The sequence below is a fragment of the Variovorax sp. W1I1 genome (assembly GCF_030815625.1).
In the GTDB taxonomy this organism is placed as follows: domain Bacteria; phylum Pseudomonadota; class Gammaproteobacteria; order Burkholderiales; family Burkholderiaceae_C; genus Variovorax; species Variovorax paradoxus_C.
Genome location: NZ_JAUSWZ010000001.1, coordinates 778,403 through 802,279, shown reverse-complemented (window position 1 = coordinate 802,279; position 23,877 = coordinate 778,403). Strand labels below are relative to the sequence as shown.

General features: G+C 54.8%; 20 protein-coding genes. All 20 read right to left on the bottom strand.

Going from position 1 to position 23,877, the window contains the following annotated elements; all coding sequences use genetic code 11:
• Window positions 1-289 precede the first annotated feature (289 nt).
• Window positions 290-2,191, bottom strand: coding sequence for a nucleoside-diphosphate sugar epimerase/dehydratase (locus QFZ83_RS03955; RefSeq protein WP_307512623.1), 1,902 nt, complete (start codon window positions 2,189-2,191; stop codon window positions 290-292).
• 239 nt (window positions 2,192-2,430) lie between these two features.
• Complete coding sequence (locus QFZ83_RS03950) at window positions 2,431-4,683, bottom strand: polysaccharide biosynthesis tyrosine autokinase (RefSeq protein ID WP_307502903.1); 2,253 nt, start codon at window positions 4,681-4,683, stop codon at window positions 2,431-2,433.
• Window positions 4,680-5,114, bottom strand: a complete 435-nt coding sequence (locus QFZ83_RS03945; protein ID WP_306880821.1) for a low molecular weight protein-tyrosine-phosphatase — start codon at window positions 5,112-5,114, stop codon at window positions 4,680-4,682. The genes QFZ83_RS03950 and QFZ83_RS03945 overlap by 4 nt, the downstream gene beginning before the upstream one ends.
• Window positions 5,115-5,227: 113 nt before the next feature.
• Window positions 5,228-5,638, bottom strand: a complete 411-nt coding sequence (locus QFZ83_RS03940) for a VanZ family protein (RefSeq protein ID WP_307502900.1) — start codon at window positions 5,636-5,638, stop codon at window positions 5,228-5,230.
• The gene (locus QFZ83_RS03935; protein ID WP_307502897.1) at window positions 5,631-6,212 is read right to left on the bottom strand and encodes a NeuD/PglB/VioB family sugar acetyltransferase; all 582 of its coding nucleotides are present in this window, start codon (window positions 6,210-6,212) and stop codon (window positions 5,631-5,633) included. The genes QFZ83_RS03940 and QFZ83_RS03935 overlap by 8 nt, the downstream gene beginning before the upstream one ends.
• 14 nt (window positions 6,213-6,226) lie before the next feature.
• Entirely contained in the window at window positions 6,227-6,787 is a 561-nt protein-coding gene (locus QFZ83_RS03930) for a sugar transferase (RefSeq protein ID WP_307502894.1), read from the bottom strand.
• Entirely contained in the window at window positions 6,771-7,775 is a 1,005-nt protein-coding gene (locus QFZ83_RS03925; protein ID WP_307502891.1) for an SDR family oxidoreductase, read from the bottom strand. The genes QFZ83_RS03930 and QFZ83_RS03925 overlap by 17 nt, the downstream gene beginning before the upstream one ends.
• Window positions 7,772-8,902 carry a glycosyltransferase family 4 protein gene (locus QFZ83_RS03920; protein ID WP_307502888.1) on the bottom strand — a complete coding sequence of 377 codons (1,131 nt, stop codon included), beginning with the start codon at window positions 8,900-8,902 and terminating at the stop codon, window positions 7,772-7,774. Before QFZ83_RS03920 ends, QFZ83_RS03925 begins: the two co-directional genes overlap by 4 nt.
• 131 nt (window positions 8,903-9,033) lie before the next feature.
• Complete coding sequence (locus QFZ83_RS03915) at window positions 9,034-9,999, bottom strand: glycosyl hydrolase family 28-related protein (RefSeq protein ID WP_307502885.1); 966 nt, start codon at window positions 9,997-9,999, stop codon at window positions 9,034-9,036.
• A gap of 110 nt (window positions 10,000-10,109) precedes the next feature.
• Window positions 10,110-11,240 carry a non-hydrolyzing UDP-N-acetylglucosamine 2-epimerase gene (gene wecB, locus QFZ83_RS03910; RefSeq protein ID WP_307502882.1) on the bottom strand — a complete coding sequence of 377 codons (1,131 nt, stop codon included), beginning with the start codon at window positions 11,238-11,240 and terminating at the stop codon, window positions 10,110-10,112.
• Window positions 11,241-11,252: 12 nt separating this feature from the next.
• A complete protein-coding gene (locus QFZ83_RS03905; protein WP_307502879.1) occupies window positions 11,253-12,392 on the bottom strand; it encodes a capsular polysaccharide biosynthesis protein CapF in 1,140 nt (379 codons plus the stop codon).
• Window positions 12,393-12,397: 5 nt separating this feature from the next.
• On the bottom strand, window positions 12,398-13,441 hold the full coding sequence (locus tag QFZ83_RS03900) for a polysaccharide biosynthesis protein (protein WP_307502875.1): 1,044 nt from the start codon (window positions 13,439-13,441) through the stop codon (window positions 12,398-12,400).
• Window positions 13,442-13,444: 3 nt separating this feature from the next.
• Window positions 13,445-14,635 (bottom strand): glycosyltransferase, encoded by a 1,191-nt coding sequence (locus QFZ83_RS03895; RefSeq protein WP_307502872.1) that lies wholly within the window; start codon window positions 14,633-14,635, stop codon window positions 13,445-13,447.
• A 45-nt stretch (window positions 14,636-14,680) separates the two neighbouring features.
• The gene (locus tag QFZ83_RS03890; RefSeq protein WP_307502869.1) at window positions 14,681-15,949 is read right to left on the bottom strand and encodes a hypothetical protein; all 1,269 of its coding nucleotides are present in this window, start codon (window positions 15,947-15,949) and stop codon (window positions 14,681-14,683) included.
• A 7-nt stretch (window positions 15,950-15,956) separates the two neighbouring features.
• Window positions 15,957-16,763, bottom strand: coding sequence for a glycosyltransferase (locus tag QFZ83_RS03885; RefSeq protein WP_307502866.1), 807 nt, complete (start codon window positions 16,761-16,763; stop codon window positions 15,957-15,959).
• On the bottom strand, window positions 16,763-18,295 hold the full coding sequence (locus QFZ83_RS03880; protein WP_307502864.1) for an oligosaccharide flippase family protein: 1,533 nt from the start codon (window positions 18,293-18,295) through the stop codon (window positions 16,763-16,765). The genes QFZ83_RS03885 and QFZ83_RS03880 overlap by 1 nt, the downstream gene beginning before the upstream one ends.
• Before the next feature lie 241 nt (window positions 18,296-18,536).
• A complete protein-coding gene (locus QFZ83_RS03875; protein ID WP_307502862.1) occupies window positions 18,537-19,709 on the bottom strand; it encodes a DegT/DnrJ/EryC1/StrS aminotransferase family protein in 1,173 nt (390 codons plus the stop codon).
• Window positions 19,710-19,839: 130 nt separating this feature from the next.
• Complete coding sequence (locus QFZ83_RS03870) at window positions 19,840-20,928, bottom strand: NAD-dependent epimerase/dehydratase family protein (RefSeq protein WP_307502860.1); 1,089 nt, start codon at window positions 20,926-20,928, stop codon at window positions 19,840-19,842.
• Window positions 20,929-20,941: 13 nt separating this feature from the next.
• Window positions 20,942-22,234 carry a Vi polysaccharide biosynthesis UDP-N-acetylglucosamine C-6 dehydrogenase TviB gene (tviB, locus tag QFZ83_RS03865; protein WP_307502857.1) on the bottom strand — a complete coding sequence of 431 codons (1,293 nt, stop codon included), beginning with the start codon at window positions 22,232-22,234 and terminating at the stop codon, window positions 20,942-20,944.
• A gap of 168 nt (window positions 22,235-22,402) precedes the next feature.
• Entirely contained in the window at window positions 22,403-23,476 is a 1,074-nt protein-coding gene (locus QFZ83_RS03860; RefSeq protein WP_307512622.1) for a polysaccharide biosynthesis/export family protein, read from the bottom strand.
• Window positions 23,477-23,877: the final 401 nt, after the last annotated feature.

Sequence of the window (23,877 nt, the reverse complement as noted above, 5' to 3'; positions counted from 1 at the left end):
GCAGTTCAAGACGCGCACCGAAAATGAATACGATGTGCGAATAGGAAAGATGGTGAGGCCTGCAGATGACAGCCGATAAACTCATGAGAGCACCAAGCGCTTACCTACCGCATCATTGGCTGCCGTTTGTAGTGCGGTCGTATCGTCAGTAGTGGCATCGCCCGCCACCCCGAAGTCCTCTCGCGCCACTTCATGCCAAGCAGCAGCTGCGGCAGCTTTGGTTACGAAGTCTATCGAAACAACCGCAAGCGCCCAAAGAGTTTATGCCGTTGCATCGCCTGAATCCTATTCAAAGCGCGATAGCCACAGGCATGTCCGAGTTCGCGCTTTCCTCGTCGCGACCCACCACGGTCACCGCCAGGCGATTCCGCTCCCGCTCCATATGCACCCAGTCGACCACTTCCGCATGCGCGCGGTAGCCGGGCAGCATCTGCTGCAGCGTGCGCTTGAGGGCCGGCACGTCGCTGTTGCGAAGCGCGGCGGTCAACACGTCGAACTGGCGCCAAAGCTCTTCCTCGGGCAGGCAAGGCTCGTGCGCCTTCATCACGCGCGGGTGCGAGGTCGGCAAGGCGTTGTCGCCGATCAGCAGTTCCTCGTACAACTTCTCGCCGGGCCGCAGGCCGGTGATCTGGAGTTCGATGTCGCCATCGGGCGAATTCTCGTCTCGCACCGTGCGCCCCGACAGTTCAACCAGGCGGCGCGCGAGGTCGATGATGCGCACCGGCTCGCCCATGTCGAGCACGAACACATCGCCGCCTTCGGCCATTGCGCTGGCCTGGATGACCAGTTGCGCCGCCTCTGGAATGGTCATGAAGTAGCGCGTGATGTCCGCATGCGTCAGCGTGATGGGGCCACCTGCTTCGATTTGCCGGCGGAACAGCGGAACCACCGAGCCGCTGGAGCCCAGCACATTGCCGAAGCGAACCATCGAGAAGCAGGTGCCCGATTTTTGTTGCGCAAGACCCTGCAACGTCATCTCGGCCAACCGCTTGCTGGCGCCCATGACGTTGGTCGGGCGCACCGCCTTGTCGGTGCTGATGAGCACGAAGCGGCGCACCTTGCATTCCATCGCGATCTGCGCCGCCGTGAGCGTGCCCAGCGCGTTGTTGCGCACACCTTCGATGGGGTTGTGCTCAACCAGCGGCACATGCTTGTAGGCGGCGGCGTGATAGACGGTGTCCGGGTGCCAGGCACGCATCACGTCGCGCAAGCGTGCCGCATCGCATACCGAAGCAAGCAAGGGAACCACATGAATCTGCGGCGCCAATGCTTCGAGCTCCTGGTGGATGGCATAGAGCGCGAACTCGTTCATCTCCACCAGCAGCAGCGTCTTCGGCGAAAGCTGCACGATCTGCCGGCACAGCTCGCTGCCAATGGAACCGCCCGCTCCCGTGACCAGCACGACTTGATGGCGGATGTTCTTGTGCAGCAAATCGCCTCTCGGCGCGACCGGGTCACGCCCCAAGAGGTCTTCGATGTCGACCTCGAGCAGATCGTGGACTTGCACTCGCCCGTTGGCCAGATCGGCGAGTGCCGGAAGCATCCGCACGTGAAGATACAGAGGCAGCAACTGGTTCAGGATCTCCGCCCGACGCGCACGGCTGGCCGAAGGCATTGCCAACAACACATCGGTAATGCCCAGTCTTGCGGCGTTGTCTTTGAGCCAATCGGGGGAGTGGATCGGCAGGCCATGAAGGGTGTTGCCCTGGAGGTGCCTTGCGTCATCGATGAAGGCACGAACCGACATCTCGCGGCTTTGGGTCAATGCAGCAGCCAATTGCACCCCGGCGCCGCCGGCACCGTAGATCACTACTTGCGGCAGTGCCTTTCGGTCGAGCGCGCTCATGTACATGCCGCCCAACCAGTAACGCGCCAGCATGCGCGAACTCGCCACCGTCAGGAACAGCAGCATGGGCATGAGGAAGCCGACCGTCCGCGGTACACCGCTCACACCGATCACGGAAAACACGAGCCCGTAGCCGATGCCAAAGAACGTGCAGGCCCGCAAGACGGCCATCAATGCGGCAGGACCGGCGTAACGGAAGATGGCCCGGTACAGCCCGAAAACAATGAAGAGAGGGAGCGCGCCGATGATCGCCACGCCGACCGCCGTCCATTGAACCCCGCGAAGGGTTACCCACTGCTCGTAACGAAGGCTGAACGCCACCCACACGCACAGGACGCAAAGCATGGCATCGACAGCCAGCGCCAGCAGGCGTTTGGCAGGGCGGGGCAACGCAAGCAAGGGTGCTGCAAGGCGGTTGATGAGGGATCGCACTTAGAGTTAATAGTTGTTTTAGCGAACAACAATTTTCTCCGAAGGTCCCGCCCTTGCCTCCCCTATTCAGGGTATCAACTCCCTCTAAAATGTTAACGTGTGTATCCAATGTCGGATAACGTCACCGCGGCCGGTAGGACACGGCTGACGCGTCAAGCGGCGTCCTTGTATTTGTATTCGGTGTACCGGTAACCACCGTATTTATAGCCATAGCTGCCGTAGTGCCGGCGTGAAAGATCCATGCCGTTGAAGACAACGCCGCTGACCCGCTGGCCTGCATGGGCTAGGCGCTTGACGCTCTCGCTGAGTTCGCCGATCTGCGTGAGGTTGTCGCGTGCCACCAACAGGATCGCGCCAGCGTGAGCCGCCACCGCTGCGGCATCGGCCGCCACCAGCACTGGCGGACTGTCGATCACCACGAGGTCGTAGCGGGCCGACATGGCTTCAAGGAATTCCCTCAAGGTAGACGACAGCATCATGCTGGCCGGATTGAACGGGTAGTTGCCCGTGGTGAGAACGTCGAGGTTCGGCGTCACCTGGCTGTGGATCGCCTGCTCGCTGGTCATGTCACCAGAGAGGATGTCGGCCAGCCCGCCCTTGCGCGGCAGGCCGAAGGCTGTGTGCAGGTGGCCCTTCCGCAAGTCGGCGTCGACCAGCAGTACGCGCCGGCCGGCCTCGGCCATGATGGCCGCGAAGTTGCCTGAAACGAAGCTCTTGCCGACACCTGGCGTGGCGCCGGTGATGAGTACGCGGTTGTTGTTGGTCTCCATCAAGGCCAACTGGAGGGAGATGCGCAGGTTGCGCAAGCTTTCTACGGCCAGGCTCTCCGGCTCGTTAATGGCCAGCACCTGGACACCACCGACGCCACCTGCAATGCGTTGACCAATCCGCTCCTGCTCGATGGCGAGGGGCACGACGGAGTAGACGTTCAGGCCAAGGCGCTCCTCGATTTCCTGCGGGTTGTTGATGCCGCTGGCCATCTTGCTGCGCACGATCGCGAAGGCGATGCCAGCGAGCAGGCCCAGCACCAACGACAGTGCGACGATCAATGGCTTTTGCGGCCTCACAGGTCTTTTTGGCTTGGTCGCTTTATCCAGCAGGCGCACGTTACCGACCTTGCCCTCCTTTACGAGCCGCAACTGCAACGAGCTGTTGAGCAGTGATTTGTAGAGTTCACCGTTTACACGGACGTCGCGCTCCAGCCGCAAAGCGTCGCGCTGAACGACCGGCATGGCGCTCACACGGTTGTCGATTTGAGCGAGTTCGCGATTGATGGCAGATATCTGACCATCGATCACGCCCACCTTGGGATTCGTTGCGGTGAAACGCGAGCGCAAGTCACGCCGCTGTTGCTCTGACTCCAGCAGTTGCTTTCGCAACTCCACCGTCTGATTCAACATGGCCTTGGCTTCCTCGTCGAAGGCAATGGTGCCGTTCTTGTTCCGGAAGCTCGCGTAGGCGTCTTCAGAACCTTCGAGTTGCTTCTTGAACTCAGGCAGTTGGTCGTCCAAAAACTCGAGTGTCTTCTCAGCTTCGGCAGCTTTCCGTTCGATGTTTTGGCGCACATACTGCGCCCCGATCTCGTTGAGGATTCGCCGCAAACGATCTCGGTCGCTGTCTTCCAGCGTCACGCTGATCACGTTTGATTGCTTGCCTTGCTCGCTGAGCTGTGCCCGCTTCTGCAAGTCCTCAATGGTCGCTAGCAACGAGGCACGGGAAACGATGAATTCGGCCCCAGGCTTTCCATCGAGCTTCGACACCATCAGCGTGATGGTGCCGTCGGGCGTCGACTGGCTCAGGAGCGTGCCAACAGTACCCGACAGCGAAGTTGAAAGATCAGGATGCGTGAGCGTGTACTGGCCACCGGTCTGCGCAGTGATCGTGAAGGGCTTTTGATCTTCAAGTACGGCTGGTACATCGAATTTGTCGATGCCGATTGCCTCGGTACCCGACACGTACCCATCCATCCCGAGGAATCCGGGGTCCGAAAGAGTCTTGGCACGTCGTGAGAGCCACTCGCCGATCAGAGGAATGCGATGCGGTTGCGCGTCGATGTACAGCCGCGTTGCCTCCACCGCGCCACCCATGACCATGCGCGATCGAATGATCTGGATTTCGCCAGTCGCCGGCGTCTTCACGTCGAATAGGTTGGCGGTATCACCGAGAAAGTTCTTCGCATCCGGCGCGGAGTCTTCTACCTGGATCAGCAGGTTGGACTGATAGATCGGCGTAGATAGCAGTGCGTAGGCGACACCCAATACAACAGCGACAAAAGTGATGCCGGCCACCAACCACTTGCGATCGATCAGGATGTCGAGGTATTCGGACAGGTGGATGACATCGTCATCATCGCGCGGGGTAACGATAGGAGCCGTGGGCATCGGAGTAGAAGCAAGAGCAGTCATGAGAGTTTCTTGATGCGTTCGACCCACGCACTGGCGCCGTCGTCGATGAGTTTCAGGGCTCGCTCGAAGGCCGGCTGGCCCAGGCGATAAGGATCGGGGATGTCGACGCGTGCGACCTCGCCGAGACGAAACAACTTACCGCGTGTGAGCGGGTGCTTCTCGTTGATATGAAGTCGTTGCTCTTCGTCCATGACCAGGATCAGGTCGGCTTCCTGGCACATCCGGCTGGTCAGTTGCCGCGCGCGATGAGACTCGATGTCTAGGCCGCGCTTGGCCATGAGTTCACGTGCCAATGCGTCAGCGGGCTGGCCCACAAGCGCCCCTACGCCGGCGGATGACACCTTGATGTTTGGCAAAGCAGCGGCGATCAAGGCTTCTCCCATCGGGCTGCGGCAGATGTTTCCGATGCATACGACCAGTACGGACTTCATCGCGTGAGCCGCTCGCTTTGGCCAACGGCATTGAACAGCCGCAAAGGACGATTAATCACGGTTGAAACTCCCTTTTCTTGATGACATTTTAGTTGCTGGTTGTCACGTGGCTGTTACGCCCGCTGGCCGTCAACCGAAAGCCTCTTGGCAAGCCACGGCCACATCAGCCGAGCGAGCATCTCGCCGAACAGAAGTCCAACGCCGTCAGCCAACAGGTCCGCCCACTCGGCAGACCGGTCAGGAGTGAAAGCCTGCAGTGCTTCGATGAGCCCGCCATACGCGAGGAGCCCCAAAAGAGCGGCGGCGGTGCGCCCTGGGTAAGCGCGATGCGCCCAAAAGGCAAGCATTGCAAAAGCCAGCAGATGGTTTGTCTTGTCCCAACCGGTGGATGGCATCGGAGTTGTGGCGGGCGCGAGCGAAAGCACGAGAACCGAGACGGCACACGCCCAGAACACGACGCGGGCGACCCGACCGAAACGCTGCCGGGCCGTGCTGTTACTGCCATGAGTGGTGCTATCAGGCACGCGCCACCACCTCGCCCGGAAGCAACACACGGTCTGCGGCCACCTTGGCCCCTTGGGCGATTGAGGCGCCCACCTGCATCCACGCACGGCGCCCCAAGATGCTGCCACCGGCCATCCCGGCATTCACGCCCAGATGGCCGAACGGCTCCACCGTGCAGTCGTGATCGACAACCGCACCGCAGTTCACGATCACGCCTTCCCCCAGCTCGCCGCCAGTGCCCACGACAGCACTGGCCATGACGGCGCTGCCCTGGCCTATCGCCGCCCTGTGCGATACAGCGGCAGCGGGGTGAATAACCGTGGCCAAAGCCAACCCCTCCGCCTGCACGCGCTGGTGCAATGTTTCGCGCAACGCGTTGTTGCCGATGGCCACGAACACCGCATCGACCTGATTCCTGTATGCGCCCAGCATGGCAGTCGTTCCCCACACCGGCCAGTCCCACAAGCGTTGAGCAGACTCGGCCGCATCGTCGAGGAAGCCCGTCAACACATAGTCGTTTCGGAGCAGGACCGCTTCCGCAACGCTGCGTCCGTGGCCGCCTGTGCCGATGATCAGCAAACGCTTCGTTGCCATCGTCGTCCTTGCAATCAATGCGTCACGCCATCGCGCTTGAGCACTTTGACGAAGGTAAGCCACAGGATGCGGATGTCGAATGCCAAGGAACGGCGCTGCAGGTATTCAGCGTCGAACTGAACCTTCACCGGAATCGGCAATTCGTCGCGCCCGTTGACTTGAGCCCAACCCGTGAGCCCCGGCACCAGCAAATGCACGCCATGGCCCGTCCGCAAATCGATCAGGTCTGTCTGGTTGAAGAGCGCCGGACGCGGCCCTACAAAGCTCATATCCCCCATCAGGATGCTCCAGAGCTGCGGCAATTCATCCAGACTGCTCTTGCGCAGAAATGGGCCGATAGGCGTGAGGTACGCCTTGGGGTCCGAAAGCAGATGCGTGGCAACTGCCGGCGTACCGATCCTCATGCTGCGGAACTTCGGCATCTTGAAGATCCGGTTGTTGCGGCCCACCCGGTCGGACCAATACAGAGCCGGCCCAGGCGAGGTAAGGCGCACGGCCAGCGCAATAACGGCCACTGGCAGCAACAACACCATGGCCGCGCACAGCGCGAGAGCCAGATCAAACAGACGCTTCATTCAAGTACCCTTCCGCTGCACTCTTCAAACCCTCGTCGACACTGAGGGGCGGCGCCCATCCCAACCGTTGCCTCGTATCGGAGATATCCACCTGCAGCGAGCCGCAGAGTCGTTGCGCAACACTGCGCCGACCCAGCAAGGCGGCTCCCAGTTCAAGCAAGCTCACAGGCACAGGCACAAGCCGCGCCGGTCGCCCCATGGCCCGCCCGAGGCGCCGCAGCAACTGCGAAGTCGAGAGGTCTTCGTCATCCGAAACCAGGAACGTCCGGTTGGCAGCGTCCGGGTGAGATATGCAGGTCGCCAGCAGGTCGACCAGGTTGCCGAGTGCCACCATGCTGCGGCGGTTGTGTTCAATACGGCCTAGCGGGAGAGGCAGTCGACGCGCCACCGCACCCATCATGGCGCGGAAGTTGGCCCTGACGCCACGCCCGTACACCAGTGGGGGACGAACGATCGCCACTTCCATTCCGGAGTCGGTGGCCAGCTGCCGCAAACCTGCTTCGGCCTCGTGCTTGGAGATTCCATAGGCATCCTGCGGCGCCGGGGAGTCATCTGCCCGAAAAGGCCGCCCGGGCACCGTGGCTTCACCGTTCACCTTGATCGAGCTGACAAAAACGAAACGCCTCACACCGGCTGCGGCGGCCTGCCGGGCAAGGTTCAACGTGCCCTCCACGTTCACGGAACGGAAAGCGCTCAACGGATCTTGCGCCGTGTCTTGCATCACATGCACGCGAGCGGAGCAATGGACGACTGCATCGGCACCTCGCAGCGCTTCGCTCCAATCGGTGTCGCTGGACAAATCGCCTACCGTGCACTGTTCTATCGCGGCCGGCAAACTCTGGCTCGGTTGCCGTACTCCAGCAACGATTTCGATCGAGGCCGCCGACACTGCACCCGCGCCTGAAGCGCCCGACAAGCCGCATGCCATCAATTGCTGGATGAGCGCGCCGCCCACGAAGCCCGTCGCGCCGGTGACGAGAACCCTCACGCGAGCACCTCTTCCCAAACCTGCATGGTTTTCTCCGCAACAAGCTCCTGCGAGAACTCTTGCTGGACCATCAGGCGCCCTTGTGCGCCCATTTGCACACGCATCGACCGATCGGCCATCAATGCTTCGAGCGCATTTGCCAAGGCAACGACATCGCCGAACGGAACCAAGAGCCCGTTCTTGCCATGAACCACAACCTCCCGGCAGCCGGGCACATCGAACGTGACGATCGGCCTCGCACAACTGGCCGCTTCGAGGAGTGCCTTGGGCAACCCCTCGCGATAGGACGGCAGACACACCACGTGGGCCTGGGCCAATACCGCTGGCATGTCGTTGCGGTTTCCCCAGTACTCCACCACACCTTCCGATTCCCAATCCTTCAGCATCTGCAGCGGAACGCACGATGGGTTGTGATCGTCGCGGCCGCCCACCAATGCGAATCGCGCACGGATGCCGCGCTGTTGCAGAAGCCTCGCGGCTTCCACGAATTCAGCCACGCCCTTGTCCCAGAGCATTCGGCCCGGCAGCACGACAAGCATCTGCTGATCATTGAGCTCAGGCTCCGGAATCGCCGGAAATGCGTTCATATCCACACCGGCGCCACGAATCAGCCGGATTTTTTCCGACGCGATGACCTTCGCCTTTGACAACACCTGCGCGTCGTCCGGGTTCTGCAAGATCAGGCGAGTGGCGGGATTGCGAAATGCCGCGCGAAACGCCTGGACGATGAATGGGCGCAGACACCTTGCGAGCATCTTCTGCGAGGAAAACACATATCCCAGGCCTGCGAGTGCAAACACTCTGCCCTCCGATTTTTGGGACTTGCCGGCTATTGCGCTGTACAGCACGGGCTTGAGCGCCACGGCGTGCAGCACGTCGGGCTGAAACGCCCGGATGGCAGATCGCGCGCCGCGCAATGCGCGCCATTCGGTCAGCGGGTTCTTGGAACGCCGCTCCAGGAGCCACGGGAAAACTTCGATACCCGATTTTTTGAGCAGCTCGGCGTGGGTCGAGACGCGGCATAAAACGGCCACGCGATAACCCATAGCCTTTGCATGAATTGCTAGCTGAAGGCGATGGGAAACGAAGTACCAATCCTCGGAAATAACAAACAACAGTCGCTTCATCAGAACAGTCGGCGATTTAAAAAAGTCAGAAAAAATACATGCAGCACCATAGATGCCAAAGCACACAAAGGCGTCAACACATTTTCTCGCGAAAATCGGCGCCAAACATATCGCCACACCTAGGAAACATCTTAATCCCTAGTTGAATTTTCCTGCTCAACAATAGCTCGCGATTTTTCATCAACTAAAATTGCCTTCTTGTTGCTTTTTTCAAATGAATTTCCAATAACCTTGGCATCAAGGGTATTGAAAATAGCAACACCTTCTGCACCATTTCTCATGAATGAATTTCCTTCGATCGAAATGGCAGAAATGGATCCATCTTTGAATTTTGAAGATAAATAAGAAGCAACCCCCGAGCCAGCATTATTGAGAAATTGAGATTTCACTATCCGAACATCGCTTACAGCACCATCGGCATTCGGCTCGATGTCAATGCCAGCTTGAGGCGGTACGCCCCGAGTGTTAATGAAAGAAGAATCAGTGACCAAAATCCCAGCCCCAGAAACTATGGACAACCCCTGCCGCCTGTTGCCGTCCGCAACAACGGAACAAAATTGGATATTTTTGCTTTTCCCGCCAACATAGAAACCATCCCCCCAGTTATCTTTGGAAATTATGTCTTTAATAACCACGTCGCTTGCCCCATGCAAAGAAAGGCCCATCCCCCATTCCCCAGTACTCCCTTGATGCTCGTGCCGCTCACCTTTCAATTGTCCCCCGACAATTGCGACATTCGAGGCGTCATAAACGCGCAAAATACTGAAAGTGTCCACCGCATTCGGCATCGCCTTAATAATAGCACCTTGAGACAATTTAAAAACCGTATTACTCTTTATCCTTAACCCGACCTTTGCGTCAACCAGGTAAGTGCCCACTGGAAGCACAACTGTTCCACCGCGCAACGAAACTCCATCGAGAGCCTTTTGGAGCGCCTTCGTGTCATCGGTAGAACCATCACCACGGGCACCTACGCTTTTTACATCAATGACCAAATCCGAAGCGGGCTTGATCTCACAGGAGGCAAATGCATTTGCGCTCTCCAGAACAATCAAAAAGCCTAAAACCGAAATCCGCAAAAAGCGCAATTCAATCACGACAACACCTTTCCAAACCGGAAATAGATTCGCTTCACCCACCCCAAAACCGGAGCTGTCTCACCGTGCTTAAAAGCCTTGCGGTTCAATCTCAAATTAATCACTCTGACTTAGTACTTCTTCCAAACTATTCGATTCACATAATCGGTGTAACTATGAATAATGCGGACTATTTTTTCCGACACATTTGGAATACTGTAGTCGGCAACCTGTCGGAGTAGCCGCTGATTGCCACGTGGTTGCCCTTGCAAAATGGCCAATCCTTGCAGCACTCGCTCGATATCCAATCCCACCATCATTACCGCGGCCTCTTCCATCGCCTCTGGACGCTCGTGAGCCTCTCGCAGATTTAAAGCAGGAAAATTCAAAATGGATGATTCTTCGTTAATTGTTCCACTATCTGAGAGAACCGCTCGTGCGGAGATCTGCAGTCGGTTGTAATCGGTGAAACCAAGCGGCTTGAGCAACTGAACATTGGGATGAAAGAAAACCCCCATAGCATCCACCCTTTTCTGCGTACGAGGGTGTGTGGATACGATAACCGGTATCTTTTCGTGCTCGGCAATGGTATTTAATACCTGCACGAGCTTGTTAAAATTCCGGTCTGAGTCAATATTTTCTTCGCGATGCGCACTTATCAAAAAGAATTTCTCTCCCCTCAGGTCAAGCCTATCAAGCACATCTGAGGACTCAATTTTCTGCCGGTAATGCGCCAGCACCTCAGCCATTGGACTTCCCGTTTTTATTACCATATCGGGAGGTAGCCCCTCGCGTAGCAGGTATTCGCGCGCAATACTGCTATAGGTGAGATTTATATCCGCCGTGTGATCAACTATACGACGGTTTATTTCTTCAGGAACGCGCTGATCAAAACACCGATTGCCGGCTTCCATATGAAATACAGGCACCTTTCGGCGCTTGGCAGGCAACACAGCCATACAACTGTTCGTGTCTCCCAAAACCAATAAAGCATCCGGCTTCTCCGACTCCAGAACCGCATCAATCGCAATAATTATTTGCCCAATGGTTTGCGCAGCTCCGGCGGCAGCGGCATTCAGAAAATGATCTGGCCGACGTATACCAAGATCGTCGAAAAATATCTGATTGAGTTCATAGTCATAGTTTTGACCAGTATGGACCAAAATATGCTCGCACTGCTCATCAAGCCGCACCAATACACGAGAAAGCCGAATAATCTCTGGTCGCGTGCCAACCACGGTCATTACTTTAAGTTTTTTCATTTTTAGTCTTCCTCACACGGGACATGTGAATGTATCTGGTCTTGCTCGATCAAATATCTCATTCGCCCAGAGCATCACGATCATCTCGTCGGCACCAATATTTTTAATATCGTGCGTCCAACCGGGAACAGTTTCTACAACTTCTGCTTTATCGCCGTCAGTTAGTAGCTCATAAACTTCCCCGGTATGCATGTGCCGGAATCTGAACTTTGCTCGACCTTTGATGACGAGAAATTTTTCTGTTTTTGAATGATGATAATGGCCACCACGCGTAATACCGGGATGTGCGGTGAAATAGCTGAATTGCCCGCAATCCGGTGTTTTCAACATCTCAACAAATACCCCGCGCGGATCAGCATACTGAGATATAGAGTAAGCGAACAATTCCACAGGGAGATGGCTTACATAGGTTGAATACAAAGCACGGACGAATCCACCACCTACGCGCTCGGTCACCAAAGTGGAGCGGCTCTCGCGAAACGCCTCGATCTGCCTCGCCACCTCACCCACGGTGGACGTGTATTGGGGCGTCATAACCGAGAAACCCGAATCTGCTTTCAGGGAATCCGCACCGTCAAGTAATTGAACGAAGCGCTCTACAACGTCGTCCACGTAGACCAATGTAAGGGGCGCCAATGGGTCGTTGATTTGAATTGGCAAATCGCGCGCTATGTTGTGACAAAAAGTGGCCACCACCGAGTTGTAATTTGGCTTGCACCATTTGCCAAATACATTTGGCAAACGGAAAACGTGCACTGGAACTCCGTGGCTGGCCTCCAGCTTAAATAGCAAATCTTCCGCGGCTCGCTTACTTAACCCATAAGGATTATTTTGTGCTGCCTGCACGCTGGAGGAGAAAATCACTGATGGACAGCGTCCGCTTCGTTCAACTTCAGTTGCCAATGCGTCGCACAGCGCCTGTGTAAGCGCTGCATTGCCGCTGTAGAATTCCTCGGGATGCTTGGGCCGATTAACACCCGCCAAGTGAAATACAAAATCCACGCCATGAAGCAATTCCGGCAACCTGGACACATCGTCCGAGTGACCAAAGCAGTGAATCTGCAAATCAATGCGCTCGCCCAAAACAAGTCGCAGGTTTCTAGCAATAAAGCCATCGGCCCCAGTGATCAAAATTCTCTTGCTGCCACTCATTTGCATCACTCCTCTGCTATGACATTTTCGCCAGCAGCGATACGTCGCATGAAATCAAGCTTTAGAAGCAGGGCTTTCATGCCTGCAACATCCAATCTCGTGGTGTTATGAGAGTTGTAATCCTCACCATGAGCCATTTGAGTTAGGCGCTGTTCTCCCTGCTCTACAAATTTTGCGTAATTCAGATCCCGTCCGTCGGGTGGGACGCGGAAATAGCTACCCATGTCTTGGGCACACGCCAACTCCTCTCGCCCCAAAAGGGCTTCATATAACTTCTCACCGTGTCGTGTGCCCATTACCTGCACCGAATGCCCGGCCTTATTCATTAACTCCAACAATGCATCAGCAAGCACTTGTACCGTCGCTGCGGGCGCCTTTTGAACGAAGATATCGCCGTTATTTCCGTGCTCAAATGCGTACAAAACAAGGTCTACGGCATCGGACAATGTCATCATAAAGCGCGTCATTGTCGGATCGGTGACCGTTATTGGCATCCCAGCTAATATCTGGTCCACAAAGAGCGGAATGACGGATCCTCGCGAAGCCATTACGTTTCCGTAGCGAGTACCACATATCACGGTGTCCGAGCCTTCCAAATTCCTACTAGCCGCCACCATCACCTTTTCCATCATCGCTTTGCTAATGCCCATAGCATTGATTGGATATACAGCCTTGTCTGTACTAAGGCATATCACCCGCTGAACTCTGGCCGCGATTGCGGCCTCCAGCACATTTTCTGTGCCCAGCACATTTGTTTGGACCGCCTGCATAGGATGGAATTCGCAGGACGGCACTTGTTTAAGCGCGGCGGCGTGAAATACAAAGTCCACACCTCGCATGGCCTGTTGCACGCTGCGCGCATCGCGCACATCGCCGATGTAGAACTTGAGCTTGGGGTTGTGATAGCGCTTGCGCATATCATCCTGTTTTTTCTCATCGCGACTGAATATGCGAATTTCGGCGATATCGGTATTCAGAAATCGCTTGAGAACCGCGTTCCCAAAGGAACCAGTTCCGCCGGTAATGAGTAGGGTCTTCGAGGTAAACATAGTTTATAAAGTTCTGGCGGTCTCGAGGAATTGAGTCAATGAACTGGCAGCATTACGATAATCAAAAGCCCGGAGAGCTTGATCCCGGCAGGCCTGACGCATTTGCGTATGCTTTTCTCTGTTAATTTTTGCCGCTCTAAATAACGTGGCCTTCAAACTCTGAGGCGACGGTTTCTCGCAAATCCATCCAGTGGCGCCGTCGATCAAATGCTCTCCCAAGTCACTGGTAATGTTGGCAATGACGGGGGTTCCCACCGAGAAGCTCTCCACGAATTTTGTGGGAAATCCTGCTCTCGAATAGCGAGCTACATTACGCAGAAGCAGCGAATAATCCGCCCCCCTTACAAGATGCATCGACTCATCGTGACTAAGGACCCCGAGAAATTTGACGGTGGAAGCTACCAACTCAGGGGGAAAAATTTTGATGGAAGGATAAAGACCCGCATGATCTGGGTCTACGCCAGCAATGGATAGCTTTAAATTCAAACCCTCCTGCTTTGCCTCTAGAACGGCACAAAGCATTCGATCTAACAAGTCTTTTTTCCCAGGGGACCCTGCATAAACAAGCTGCATCGTAGCCAATCGGTCCTTTTCCTGTGCTGACCATTCAGTTTCAAGAACGTCCAGCAGAGGCGGGGTTCTTAGACTATGCCCTCCTCCTTTGAGGTAGTAATCGTGCAAGAAGCTGCTTATCGCAATAGTATTTTTAACTCGCGGAGTTAAAAAACGCATTGCGAGTTCGATGTTTAACTGATAAGGAGAAAGATAGGCAAACAAAGAATCCGGCTCGTACCACTCAACCGCATCAAAAATAAGCCGCACGGAATTTCGCTTGGCCCACGGAATCAATCTCAGTAGGTAAGGAGAGTACCCGCTGTATAAAATAACCGCGTAAGGACGCTCCGGTAATGAATCTAGCCACTCAAGCGTTTTCGAGCCCATCCGAAAATACGCCAGCCGCTTCAGCCATCTTGGAAGATGTTCGGCATTTCGCTCATCGAGAGATAAAACCTTGATCCCCTTGTACTCCGAAAAATTCTCACTTGTGCCCGGCTGGCCAGATGCTACGGCGACCTTGAATCCCGCCTGTTGTAGGGCCTGGCAATTTCCTAAAATACGGCGCGCCGCTGCGCCTCCAGACGGAAACGAAAAGGGCCCGACGTAGAGTACCAATTTTGAGGCGTTAGGATCCATAGCGATAAGGTATACGATTAATTTTCAGCAATCAACTCGGATTGATTACACGGGCAGCAATTTTGGTTTTTCATCCGTGTCTATAGTCGGTCGAATTTTATGATCAATGCGGCTTTTTTTGATTACATAATATGCATAGAGCACAAAAAGCAGCCGTCCTCCAGGCGTAGCCGCAAACAGAAAACCTTTAAAGTTCAGAAAAAAAATAGAGAACGTATAAATATACGGAAACCAATGGCGTCGGGTCATTATTTTGAAAATCCGCCAGGACGTATACACGGAAAAAATCAAAATGACCAGCAAAAAAAACATCCCGCCGTAATTGAGCTGGAGGAAAACGCCCAAATCCGTATTCGTTCTCTCATCTAAAAACAACGATCGCCCACTTCCAAAGAGCCACTCCGATATTCCGTTGGGCCAGACGATAAAACTGCCAAATATTAGATCGAAAGTTCCCTGATCTTGGGAATTATTATTCGATGCAAAAAAATTCGCGAACTCCTTAAAAAAGGCCGCGACCCACTCCCCTTGCTCTCCTATATCAATATTCAAGATATAAAAAAGGCCACAAAAAATCGAAATAAAACCAAGGATTTTTACCGTCTTTTTTAATGTTCCGCCCAAACACAAATGAATCAGGAGAAAGACGAAGAAAGAAATGAATCCGATGCGCGCATTAAGGGCTGCACCGGCCAAGCAAATAACAGTTGGCAGAATAAATAAGAAATTCTTCTCAATCTTCAGCAACGAGTATCCGGCGAACACTCCTAGGAGATACCCGTAAGTGAAAGTTAAATTTTCCGAAAATCCATAAGCGCGATACCGAAGATCAAAATTGGAATAGACTTCGTAGTAAGAATCGAGCTGAATTGATTTGTAGTAGTCATCTAGACTTGGCGAGAAGTACAAAATCAGTGTTATGCATGCAGAAAGTACGCCTGTTATATATACCGCCCGTGGGAAATCCTCATCCTCTGTCGAACGATAGCGAACGAGAAAATAGACTACTACGGCGCCGAATATATAAGCTTGAAACCACCAAGCTAAAAAACGATCAATATAGACAGCCTCGCCCGATAGGCCATCTCTGAGCACGCTTAAAAAAACGATTAATGCGACTAGCGCATTTTCCATCTTCAATTGCGAAAAAATCAACATCCACTTTTGCCCCCGCAGCAGCAAGAATATGAGGAGAATAAAAAGCTCCACCAGGGGGTATATAATTTTCGGAACAATCGGCGTCTGGTAGACGTAGACAAATATGAATATGAGAAGTCCAGCTTCCCAGAATCCGGAGATTTTTCTCGACTTCATATTCCTACTATCTCAGTCCGAGCGCGCGAAGAACGATAGCTGCGAAAATTTTCATCCGCGCCAAAAAGGAATAAATTACGTAACGACCTTTCGAGGAACGGTCCACATATCGAAGGAAGGCGAGCTTTTTCTTATATAAGGCACTTCTGTCATCCCGATATCGCTCAGACAGACTCCCCAGCGCCGAATAGCGATATACGGAGGAAATCCCCTCCGAATAATGAATGATCCCTTTGGTGGCATTCTGATATAGCATCACAATATCCATGTTGACTCCCGGCATTTTCGGGATGACAACATTTTCCTTTCTGAATACAAAACTGGCAGTAGGAGCAAACCATCCTCGCAACAAAACATCTCTTACTCCCATCTCTTGTGGCAACTTCTTTTTGTTGAAAGAACTTCTTTCACCATTAACGACGTTTTCCCTCAACGCATTGTGAATACTCATAGAATATTTTTCATTACCTTGAAGTATGCCAACCTGCTTTTCGAGTTTCGATGAATCGATCCAATAATCATCACCCTCGCAAATAGCCAGATATTCACCCTCTGTGCGCTCAATCAAATCTTTGAAAAAGTAAAATCCATTTTTCGAGAATTCATTCTCTTCACGAATGATCAAATGAATTTTCTCTCCATGCTTTTCCTTGTACCTTCTTAGAATCTCCGCCGTCCCATCGGTAGACGCATCGTCGTGTATAAAAACCTTGAAGGGAAAAGTTGTTTTTTGCATCAAAATTCCGTCCAACGCGTTTTCGACGTAGTCTTTTTGGTTGTATGTTATTAAACACACAGATAGTTTTGCAAGCATCACACCGCCTTCACTCGATCGATCATCTTTTTCGCAATTATTTTTCTCGCCGTACGAGCCAAAAATATGGCGATCACGCCAAAAATAAACGTGCCAAGCCCTAAACTTATTAACTGAAGAAATTCGAAAAATCGACTGTGACTCGAAAATGAGAAGAAACTCAGCATCCAAGCCGAGAGCGAGCAAGCGAAAAATATTGGGAGCAGATCTTTACCGAGCCATAAACGATGCAGTCCCTTGTGAAATCGCCGATGAACCAGCAATGGGACGACGAAGAAGTAGAGGGCATTCAAAATGAGCCAGGTGTAACCCGCACCTTTCGCACCATGCACCCAAGTTGCCCATATGAGAGTCGGGAGCAACAGCAGGATGTACATAACATTCGCTCGCACGTGCAACACAAGATCGCCCTTTGCGAACTGCAAATAGTAAGGAAAGGCGGCGATCGCTAAGAAGCCATTGCCTAGGGCATACAGGCGCAATACGGGAGCTGCCTGCGCGGCCGCTATCGCGTCACCAGTCCACACCCATAACACCTGTTCAGCAAAAAAAGCGAGCACGAGGGAGGCAGGTATGGCAATTACGGCAACTATTTGAGTTGCTTTGCGATACAGATGAAGCAATCCTGCCTCATCACCCTCTGCCTGTAGGCGCGCCATCCGCGGCATGAGTGCACTGCTGATGGGTCCACCGACCATTGTTACTCCGCTTGCAGCTAATACTGCCAACGTGAAATAGCCGTACTCGACCAGCGGTAAAAATTTGGATAATACAAGCTTGTCCGTTTGCGTTACCAGCACCCAAGCCGATGTCGTAAAAGCGATCGTGAGTGAAAATTGAAGCACCGACCGGATGGGTATAAATAACGAACGTATGGACCATCCAATGATCTGGTCGGGTTGAATCGCAGGAAAAAGGCTCTGAGATTTTGCGACCAATCCGAACAGTTCTATCAGAGCTACCAGTAATTGATAGCTGAAAAAAATCGTAGGCGATGGTCCAATCAGTATCAGCACTGGCAGAACTCCTACAAAGCGCAACGTGGCTACGAAGGCATTGAAGCCTCCTAGCCACACTAATCGTTCAGAGCCGGAGATGCATCCACGATAAAATCCAGACATCCAGCGCAATGCCACTCCGCCAGCCATCAATTGCAGGCACAGCTGAATCTCCGCTAAAGGCAAGGTTTGTGCATTTAGCCAACGGTTAGCAATCAGTCCGGAAAATCCGAACATTAGGACAGCACCGAATATTGCTATAGCCAAAAAAATGACTTGCAGTGCGCGCAACAAACGGCGATAGCTCAATGCATCGAGTGCCCCACCTCTGAAGCGTGCAGTTTCGCGCGCAACTGTGGGCGTGAGACCTAAGTCCAAAAGATTGAACCACGCTTGCAGCATGGTAAAGAAACCAACCAAGCCATACGCTTCGGCGCCCATGTATTTTAAATACATGGGCAGAATTAAAATTCCTATAAGCGTGACGTATATTTGCGTCGCGTAGCTGGCGAGAATATTGCGTTTAAGAGACACGGTTTATCACTTTTCCGGTGAGCGATGGAGATTTTTAGTCACTTTCGCTCCGGCGGATAATAAATCTAGCAAGGCAAATGAAGATCCATTTGCTTTAAATTCTTTTAGTTCCTAGGCTTCCAAAACCTCGACATCTACCAAGAGCTCCGATCGCGAAGTGGGGGGTGCCAATTTTCATAGACGGCATCGCCTCTCCCGTGAAATTTTCTTCACTCGAAGAGTCATATTGGAACATTCCATTTCAGCGCGCTGCGATGATGGAAATTACTCGGCTTAAATCTGCATTAGCAAGATTAGGGTAGATTGGCAAGCAAAGTACTTGCTGCGCCACAGCCGTCGCCACAGGCAAATTCTCTCGATGGGCCGATGCCATTCCTCGATACATCGGAAATTCAGAGATTAACGGATAAAAGTACCTGCGCGCGTAGACATTGTTCTCCCTGAGTCTCTGGTACAGTGCATCGCGACTTATTGGGTAATTTGATTGCACCAAGACTGGGAAATACGCATGGTTGGCCACCAGCTCCCCGGCGTCTTGTAAGCAAAGAATTCCCGGCACGTCTCGCAGCGCTTCGCGGTATGTAGCATCAATGCTTTTGCGCCTAGCAAGTGCATCGCCCACGTGCTGTAGTTGCAGCATGCCAAAGGCTGCATTGATTTCGCTCATCTTCCCGTTAATACCCGGCGCGACCACCGTGGTTTCGTCCACAAAGCCAAAATTCTTCAGATGATCAATGCGCTGCTTCGTCTTTGCATCGGGGCAAATGATGGCTCCGCCCTCAAAGGTATTGAAGACTTTGGTGGCATGAAAGCTTAGAACCGACAAATCGCCATGTCTCAGCACGCTGCCACCTTGATCCTGAACGCCGAATGCGTGGGCGGCGTCATAGATCACCCTGAGGTTGTAGTTGTCCGCAATCTTCTGGATGGCCTCTACGTCGCACGGATGACCATAGCAATGCACCGGCATGATGGCAGTCGTATGCGGAGTAATAGCCGCTTCAATCTTTGCCGGATCGAGGTTCAGCGTGTCCGGATGAATGTCGGCGAACACAGGCTTGATGCCGTTCCACAACAGTGAATGCGCGGTCGCTACGAACGAATATGGCGTCGTGATGACTTCACCGGTGACTCGTAGCGCTTGCAACGCAGTCACCAAGCCCAACGTGCCGTTCGAAAAGAGTGCCAAGTGCTTAACGCCTAAATAGTCACACAGAGCCTGTTCTAGTTGTTGATGAAACGGGCCTCCGTTGGTGAGGATTTTGTTGTCCCATATTTCCTGCAGGTAGGGGAGGAACTCTTCCAGTGGTGGCAACGATGGCTGGGTGACATAGATGGGCGGCGCCTTGTCAGCGTCATCTAGGCCAGTTGCTGCTTGCGCGGGCGAGACAAGGGCCAGTGGTGTCTTTGGCATCTGCGTTTCCTTCGGTTCGAGGTATTGCGACTAAGGGCGCCGAGTGACTTGGAGCAGGTTGGTTTTCATCGCATGTGAATTCGCGTCGTCACCAAGTTCGTCAACTCACGCACGCCATGTATTGTTTCGATCAATTTTCTTGGGCCATGTACCAAGGCATGGCCAAGGCCAGACCTTCGCCAATGCGTTGCGTGGGCGCATAGCCCAGCAGGCGCTGAGCCTTGCCGATATCGGCTAGGCTATGCCGCACATCTCCAGCGCGAAAGTCCCGATACACGGGCTGGGCATCTTGAAGATGCGGGTAATGCGGCAGGAGTTTGCTGCGCAGTTGGGCGTACAACTCATTGAGACTGGTGCGGTCCCCTACGGCCACGTTGTAGACCTGGTTGACAGCATCGGGCTCCTGCGTAACGGCAGCCAGCAGGTTCGCTTGGACGACGTTTGCGACAAAGCAGAAGTCACGGCTGGTTTCACCATCGCCGTTAATGTGAACCGGCTCGCCCCGCACCAGGCTGGCGATCCATTTCGGGATCACCGCAGCATAAGCACCATTGGGATCTTGCCGAGGACCGAATACGTTGAAATAGCGCAGGCCGACGGTGTTGAAACCGTAGCAGCGGGCAAACACATCGGTATAGAGCTCATTGACGTACTTGGTGACGGCATACGGGCTGAGAGGCTTGCCGATGGTGTGTTCGACTTTCGGCAGTCCTGGATGGTCGCCATAAGTGCTGCTGCTGGCCGCGTACGTGAAACTCTTGACCCCGGCGTCCCGCGAAGTCACCAACATGTTCAGGAAGCCGCTGATATTGACATCGTTGGTCGTGATGGGGTCGGCCAAGCTTCGGGGAACGCTGCCAAGGGCGGCTTCATGAAGCACATATTCCACGGGGGCACCACTTCCACCCGCCAACGCATCGGCCGCGGGAAAGACCATGGCACGCCGGCAATCGTCGAGGTTGCGGATGTCGCCCTCGATGAAATTGAAGTTAGCCCACTGCTCAGGCGTCACCAGTGTTTGAACCTCGGTCAAGTTGCGCCGGTGCCCAGTCGCGAAGTTGTCGAGCCCCACCACGCGTTGGTTCAGCTTGAGCAGATGCTCAAGCAAGTTGCTGCCGATGAAGCCGGCCACGCCAGTGACGAGCCACGTGTGGGTCTCCGTGGCCAAGCGAGCGCGAAGCTTGTCGTAGGCCGCTGGGCTTGAATTAGGTTTGCTCATGCTGGCATTAACCTTACAGCCGACCGTCTGCGGCGCCCAGCGGCAACAGGCTTTTCACATCGAACAGCACGGCATCGGATTGGCCCAGCGCCTTGATACCCGCTTCGCCCAATGTCACGAACTGGTGGTGGCCCACGGCCAGCACGACGGCGGCGTATTGACCAGCGGCAGGCATCTCGGTCAAGCACTGCAAACCGTATTCATGCTCGGCCTCGGCCACGTCGATCCATGGGTCGAAGATGTCGACCTGCGTGTTGTAGCCCTTCAGGGTGCGCACGATGTCCACCACCTTGGTGTTGCGCACATCGGGGCAGTTTTCCTTGAAGGTCAAACCCAGCACCAAGACCTTGCTGCCCAGTACCGGCACGTTCTTGCGCAGCATCAGCTTGATGACTTCGTCCGCGACGTGGATAGCCATGTTGTCGTTGATGCGCCGCCCCGCCAGGATCACCTCCGGGTGATAGCCCACTTCCACCGCCTTGTGCGTCAGGTAGTACGGATCCACCCCGATGCAATGGCCGCCCACCAGCCCCGGGCGAAATGGCAGGAAATTCCACTTGGTACCTGCCGCCTGCAAGACCTCTAGCGTGTCGATCCCCAGCCTGCGGAAGATCAGGCTGAGTTCGTTCATGAGCGCGATATTCACGTCGCGCTGCGTGTTCTCGATCACCTTCGCCGCCTCGGCCACCTTGATGCTGCTCGCCTTGTAGGTACCGGCAGTGATGATCTGTTGATACAGCAGATCCACCGCATCGGCGACCTCGGGCGTGCTACCGCTCGTCACCTTCTTGATGGTTGGCAGCCGGTGCTCCTTGTCCCCCGGATTGATCCGCTCCGGGCTGTACCCACAGAAGAAATCGACGTTGAACTTCTTGCCGCTGAATTTTTCCAGCACGGGCACGCAAACCTCTTCCGTCGCGCCCGGGTACACCGTCGACTCGAAGATCACGATGGCGCCGGCCTTCATCACCTTGCCGACGGTTTCGCTGGCCTTGATCAACGGCGTCAGGTCGGGCCGATTGGCGTTGTCGATGGGCGTGGGCACGGTCACGATGAAGACGCCGCAGTCGCGCAGGTCGTCGAGGTGCGATGTGAAGGCCAGTTGTGCAGCGGCCTTCAGTTCTTCGGGCGTGGTCTCGAGCGTGTGGTCCTGGCCGTTTTGCAGCTCGGCAATGCGCTTGGCGTTGATGTCGAAGCCGACCACCGGGCGCTTCTTGCCGAACTCCACGGCAAGGGGAAGGCCTACGTAGCCCAGGCCAATGATCGCGATCGGTTGATTTGAATGAATGGCTGGTGCTGCTTGCATGATGGATGGCTGGAACAAAAAAATTGACGGCCTGGTTCCTGGATAAAGAAGCCCTGCCGCCATGCCGCGCGTGCTCATTCGAGCGCCCACGGCTGATGTCTTTCGATTCAGGTGAGTCCATGCCCCGCCGTTGCGGCGGTGGTGAACCCTCTCCGCTCCCCTGACTGACTAGCGATGCCTGACGTAAATCTCGCTGGCGCTGTTGGCCACCGATGCCGACGGCAGGATCAGGCTGACCACGCGGTTCCACTTGACCAGCGGCACGGGGTCGATATAGACCACGTCCTGCGACTGCAGCCGGAATTGGCTCGCGATCGCCATGGCGGCCGGATTCTTCGCATCGAGATTGAAAACGGCAGGCGCGCCCGTCGCCCCCTGGCGAATGACGTAGATCTGTCCCGCGTTGGCGGTCGCATTCTGGGGACCGCCGGCCTCGCCGAGCGCCTCGCTCAGGCTCAGGCGGCCGTTGCTGCGCATGTTCAACGCCAGCGGCGCCACGACCTCGCCCATGAGGAAGATCTTGGAATCTTCGCGGTGCGCCACGCGAACGGTGTCGCCGCTCTTGAGGGGAATGCTGTTGCCGTCGTAGCCGGCCTCGCGCAGCCGGGTCATGTCGATAGGAATCGACTTTCCATTGCGGATCAACGTCAAGGCAGACAGGTTGCCGTTGGTCGTGATGCCGCCGGCCCGGTTGATGGCCTCGTTCAGCGTCATAGGCACGTCGGTGATGATCTGCGAACCTGGGCTGCGCACTTCGCCTTCTACGTAAGCACGGCGGCTTCTGAAGGACTGGATGCGCACCGTCACCTGCGGGTTCTCGATGTGCGGCATCAGCAATTTGCGAATCAGATCGGAGGCATCGCTTTCGCTCAAGCCGGCGATGCGAACACGGCTGATGTACGGAAAGGCGATCTCGCCTTCGGAGTCGACGATGAAACCGGGGGCCACCTGGACGCCGGTCGGGTCGGCGGTCTGCGAAATGACGGCGCCCGCATTGGGCAGCAGCTCGGGGTGGTCATAAACGATCACGCCCACCACGTCACCGGGCGCAATCGTGTAGCGCTCGCTCTTGCCGAACAGAGCCTGCACTTCGGGCGGCACGCCCTTGGGCGCGGTCTCGTTCAGCGTGCGCACGAGCGCGAGGGAAATGGGGGTAATCGCGCCTTCGGGGGCCGCGTCGGGCAGGTAGCGGAACTGCGAGGGCAACTCTTCCCGACCGTCGTAGGGCTCCACGGTACCCATGCCCGGCACGATTGCGCAACCTTGAAGCACCATCGCACCTGCAAGTGCCAACGCCCATGCCAAGACGTTTGAATTTCTTCTCAATCTGATCCCCCAGAAGTCAATATTTACCAGCAGCGCATGCGAGAGGCCGTGCGCAGTTTCTTCACACAATTTTCAGGTTCAGTGGCTATCGACGAATTTTTTGTAAAAAATCGTTTACGCTTCACACTGAAAACTCACAAGCAGATGCGTGAGCTGGTGAAAAGGTAGTGATGGCCAAAGTCGCCATCAGAGTCGCCTGGCTCTCTCTCCGAAGAGTCGTTAACCAAGCTCGTCATTGCTAACTTTCTCCCTGATCGTACCAGCGCAATACACCGCTGGTCGCCTTGGCATGCCCGCGGACGGGTAAAGGTGCGTGT